A 3787-nucleotide genomic window follows, 5' to 3' on the forward strand; every position below is an offset into this window, starting at 1 on the left:
TTCTCCACCGTCACACCCGGTGGGATTGTTGGGTTTCTCATCGTGAGTTACCGGTTCAATATTCCAGACAGACTCGCGGTTCATTTAAGCATCCATGCCCGCCCTGAACTCCGGGCACACTATAGGTCACATCACCGCACCACACCTGATTTGGTTCCGTTACGGCGAACTGTCGCTCAAGATGATTCGGGATAGCAACGTGCTCATGACCGCCACGCTTATACCGGTGAGTCGGCTGCTGGCAACTGACCAGCCCCAGCTCTTTCATGAGTCTGCCAGCAAGCCAGCGCCCCATCTGGTAACCTCTCTGGGTTGCCATTGTGGCGATGCTTCTTGCTCCGGCAGAGCCGTGGCTGATGCCATGCAGTTCAAGTACCTGACTGCGTAATACAGCCCGTCTGCCGTCTGGCTTTTCAGGACGGTTTTTCCAGTATTTGTAGCTGCTGCGATGAACCCCGAACACATGGCAGAGAGTGGCCACAGGATAACGCGCCCTGAGTTTCCCGATTATCGAGAACTGTTCAGGGAGTCTGACATCAAGAGCGCGGTAGCCTTTTTTAATATTTCATTTTCCATTTCAATACGTTGTAGCTTTTTCCTGAGCTCACGGATTTCAATTTGTTCCGGGGTAATGGGGGAGGCTTTTGGTGTTTTGCCCTGCCGTTCATCACGTAATTGTTTCACCCATCGCGTCATTGTGGAAAGGCCGACATCCATAGCGCTGGCTGCATCTGCCACGGTGTAGTTCTGGTCAACGACCAGTTGAGCGGATTCGCGTTTAAACTCTGCGCTGAAATTTCTTTTTTTCATTATGACACCTGTGTTGTTCTGAGGTGAGCATATCACCTCTGTTCAGGTGGCCAAATTCAGTAAACCACTTCATATCAGCCTGGAGCCTGTGTTGCCCGGTTGGCGCGGGATAATGGAATTAATGACAATCTGCTGTTTACCTGGCGCCAGCGTTACAGACATCTTCTGCCCGATGAAATACAACGGTCAATCAGAGAGCAAGACTCTGTTATCCCCGTTGTCCTGCCTGATATGGTCCTGTCACACCATGCTGAGCCGCACTATGAACCCGCCGCTCCAGCCTGCCGCGAGGCCATGACATGCGAGGTGACTGTCGGCGGTGCCAGCCTGCGTCTGTCCGGGGATTTATCACCTGCACTTCTGAAAACGCTGATCCGCGAGCTGAGCGGGAGGAGCCGATGATACCCTTACCGTCAGGCACTCGTATCTGGCTGGTTGCCGGGGTCACCGATATGCGTAAGTCCTTCAATGGTCTGGGCGAACTGGTCCAGCATGTTCTTGATGACAATCCGTTCTCCGGCCACCTGTTTATCTTCCGTGGTCGTAAAGGTGACACCGTGAGGATCCTCTGGGCTGATGCTGACGGTCTGTGTCTGTTTACCAAACGTCTGGAAGAGGGACAGTTCGTCTGGCCTGCTGTACGCGACGGCAAAATCGCCATCACCCGCTCACAACTCGCCATGCTCCTCGATAAGCTGGACTGGCGGAAACCTAAAACTGCACGCCTTAACTCACTGACGATGTTGTAAAAAGCGCATGACCGCATTATAAATGGGGTCATGAGTCAGGACTATCTCGCCCGTATCGCTGCGCTGGAAGACGCGCTTCGCCAGAAAGACAGCCAGCTCAGTCTCGTTGCTGAGACTGAGTCGTTCCTGCGTTCAGCGCTGGCCCGCGCAGAAGAGAAAATAGAGAACGAAGAGCGTGAAATAGAACATCTGCGGGCTCAGATAGAAAAACTGCGCCGAATGCTGTTCGGTACCCGTTCAGAAAAGCTACGCCGGCAGGTCGAAGAAGCCGAAGCCCTGCTGAAACAGCAGGAGCAGCAAAGCGATCGTTACAACGGCCGGGACAATGATCAGCAGGTTCCGCGTCAGTTGCGCCAGTCCCGTCATCGTCGCCCGTTACCGGAACATCTTCCCCGCGAAATAAACAGACTGGAGCCAGCTGAAACCAGCTGTCCTGGTTGCGGTAGTGATATGGCCTATCTCAGCGAAGTCAGCGCGGAGCAACTGGAGCTGGTCTCCAGCGCCCTGAAAGTGATCCGCACGGTCAGGGTGAAAAAGGCCTGTACCCGATGCGACTGCGTCGTTGAAGCGCCAGCGCCCTCACGTCCTATCGACCGGGGCATCGCCGGGCCGGGTCTGCTGGCCCGCGTGTTAACGGCCAAATACTGTGAACACCTGCCGCTGTATCGCCAGTGCGAAATCTTTGCCCGTCAGGGTGTGGATCTGAGTCGTGCGCTGCTCTCCAACTGGGTGGATGCGTGCTGCCGGTTAATGGCCCCGCTGGATGAAGCCCTCTACCACTACGTGATGGACTGCCGCAAACTGCATACGGATGACACTCCGGTGCCCGTGCTGGCGCCGGGCAGAAAGAAGACGAAAACCGGGCGTATCTGGACATATGTCCGTGATAACAGAAGCGCGGGTTCATCAGATCCGCCAGCGGCATGGTTCGCCTTCTCACCGGACCGACAGGGGAAACACCCTCAGCAACATCTTCGGCACTATCATGGCGTGCTGCAGGCAGATGCCTTCGCAGGGTACGACAGGTTGTTCAGCGCAGAGCGTGAAGGTGGCCCGTTGACAGAAGCGGCATGCTGGGCTCATGCGCGGCGCAAAATCCATGACGTCTATATCAGCACCCGGACGGCCACAGCAGAGGAGGCTCTGAAGCGCATCAGTGAGTTATACGCGATAGAAGAGGAAATACGCGGCCTTCCGGCATCTCAGCGGCTGGCCGCCAGACGGTCCCGAAGTTAACCGTTGCTGATATCCCTGCATGACTGGTTGGTGGAGAAAAGTGCCACTCTGTCGAAAAAATCCCGGTTAGGCGAGGCGTTCGCTTATGCACTGAACCAGTGGGATGCCCTGTGTTACTACTGCGATGATGGTCTGGCAGAGCCGGATAATAACGCTGCTGAGCGCGCGCTACGAGCGGTCTGTCTGGGCAAGAAAAACTACATCTTCTTCGGCAGTGATCATGGTGGTGAACGTGGTGCCCTGCTGTATGGTCTGATCGGAACGTGCAGGCTGAACGGTATCGATCCAGAGGGTTACCTTCGCCATATCCTGAGCGTATTGCCGGAGTGGCCCATCAACAAAGTGGCCGAACTGCTGCCATGGAACGTAGATCTCACCAATAAATAGCCGTCAATACGGCGCTCACTTAACGCTTACGTTCACCTGAGGTGTTTTTGTAGTTATCTGGCGTTACGTGACAGTGTTGGTCAGATACTTCCACCTCTTCAGAGTTAAAGTTTGATATATGGGAAAAAAACGCTCCCGGACGGGAGCGTAAGCCAGTGACTTCGGCGTCAAATGAGGGTCTGACAAGTGGAGCTGCGGGTTAATTCTGGGTGATCTGGCTGCGATGCTTTTCAGCCTGCTGCTGATGAATAACGGAAGATAGACCATTATTCGCCTTCTCATGCACAACAGCGGCTTTCTCATGCTCGTTCATTTCGGAAAATGGCTTAGCAGTTTCTTGGGTGTTCTCAGGTTTGGATTTCATCATTTTTTTATGCATTTCAGCCATGTCCTGATGGGCAGCAGAATTGCCGTTTTGCATCATTTCATGGGACATTGCGGCCTGATCGTGACCGCTCATATCCATCATTTTCATGCTCTCCCCGGCTTTGTTGAATAAATCAGATTTCGGGTAAGTCTCCCCCGTAGCGGGTTGTGTTTTCAGGCAATACGCACGCTTTCAGGCATACCTGCTTTCGTCATTTTGTTCAGCGCTCGTACCAGGG

General features: G+C 54.1%; 2 protein-coding genes and 4 pseudogenes. 3 read left to right on the forward strand and 3 right to left on the reverse strand.

Translation table 11 applies throughout. From position 1 onward, the window contains the following. Window positions 1-121 precede the first annotated feature (121 nt). A pseudogene (locus tag ACMWKK_RS25920) lies at window positions 122-810 on the reverse strand (IS3-like element ISEc52 family transposase); the annotation flags it as partial. A gap of 81 nt (window positions 811-891) precedes the next feature. Between ACMWKK_RS25920 and ACMWKK_RS25925 the strand changes: the two are divergent. From ACMWKK_RS25925 to tnpC, 3 genes and pseudogenes are all read left to right on the forward strand, one after another. Continuing rightward, a pseudogene (locus ACMWKK_RS25925) lies at window positions 892-1212 on the forward strand (IS66 family insertion sequence element accessory protein TnpB); the annotation flags it as partial. Then, complete coding sequence (gene tnpB / locus ACMWKK_RS25930) at window positions 1209-1559, forward strand: IS66 family insertion sequence element accessory protein TnpB (protein ID WP_016151369.1); 351 nt, start codon at window positions 1209-1211, stop codon at window positions 1557-1559. The pseudogene ACMWKK_RS25925 and the gene tnpB, both read left to right, overlap by 4 nt. A 30-nt stretch (window positions 1560-1589) precedes the next feature. Then, window positions 1590-3182: pseudogene (tnpC, locus tag ACMWKK_RS25935) on the forward strand (IS66 family transposase). Between the two features lie 199 nt (window positions 3183-3381). Here tnpC and ACMWKK_RS25940 read toward each other — a convergent pair. Both ACMWKK_RS25940 and ACMWKK_RS25945 read right to left on the reverse strand, forming a co-directional pair. Further along, window positions 3382-3666, reverse strand: a pseudogene (locus ACMWKK_RS25940) (copper-binding protein); the annotation flags it as partial. 56 nt (window positions 3667-3722) lie between these two features. Next, the coding region (locus ACMWKK_RS25945; RefSeq protein ID WP_224236997.1) for a hypothetical protein at window positions 3723-3787 on the reverse strand (65 nt) is incomplete at its 5' end.

This window comes from Enterobacter sp. 01-M-03-SI-ECC, from assembly GCF_047530215.1.
Taxonomy (GTDB): Bacteria; Pseudomonadota; Gammaproteobacteria; order Enterobacterales; family Enterobacteriaceae; genus Enterobacter; species Enterobacter chengduensis.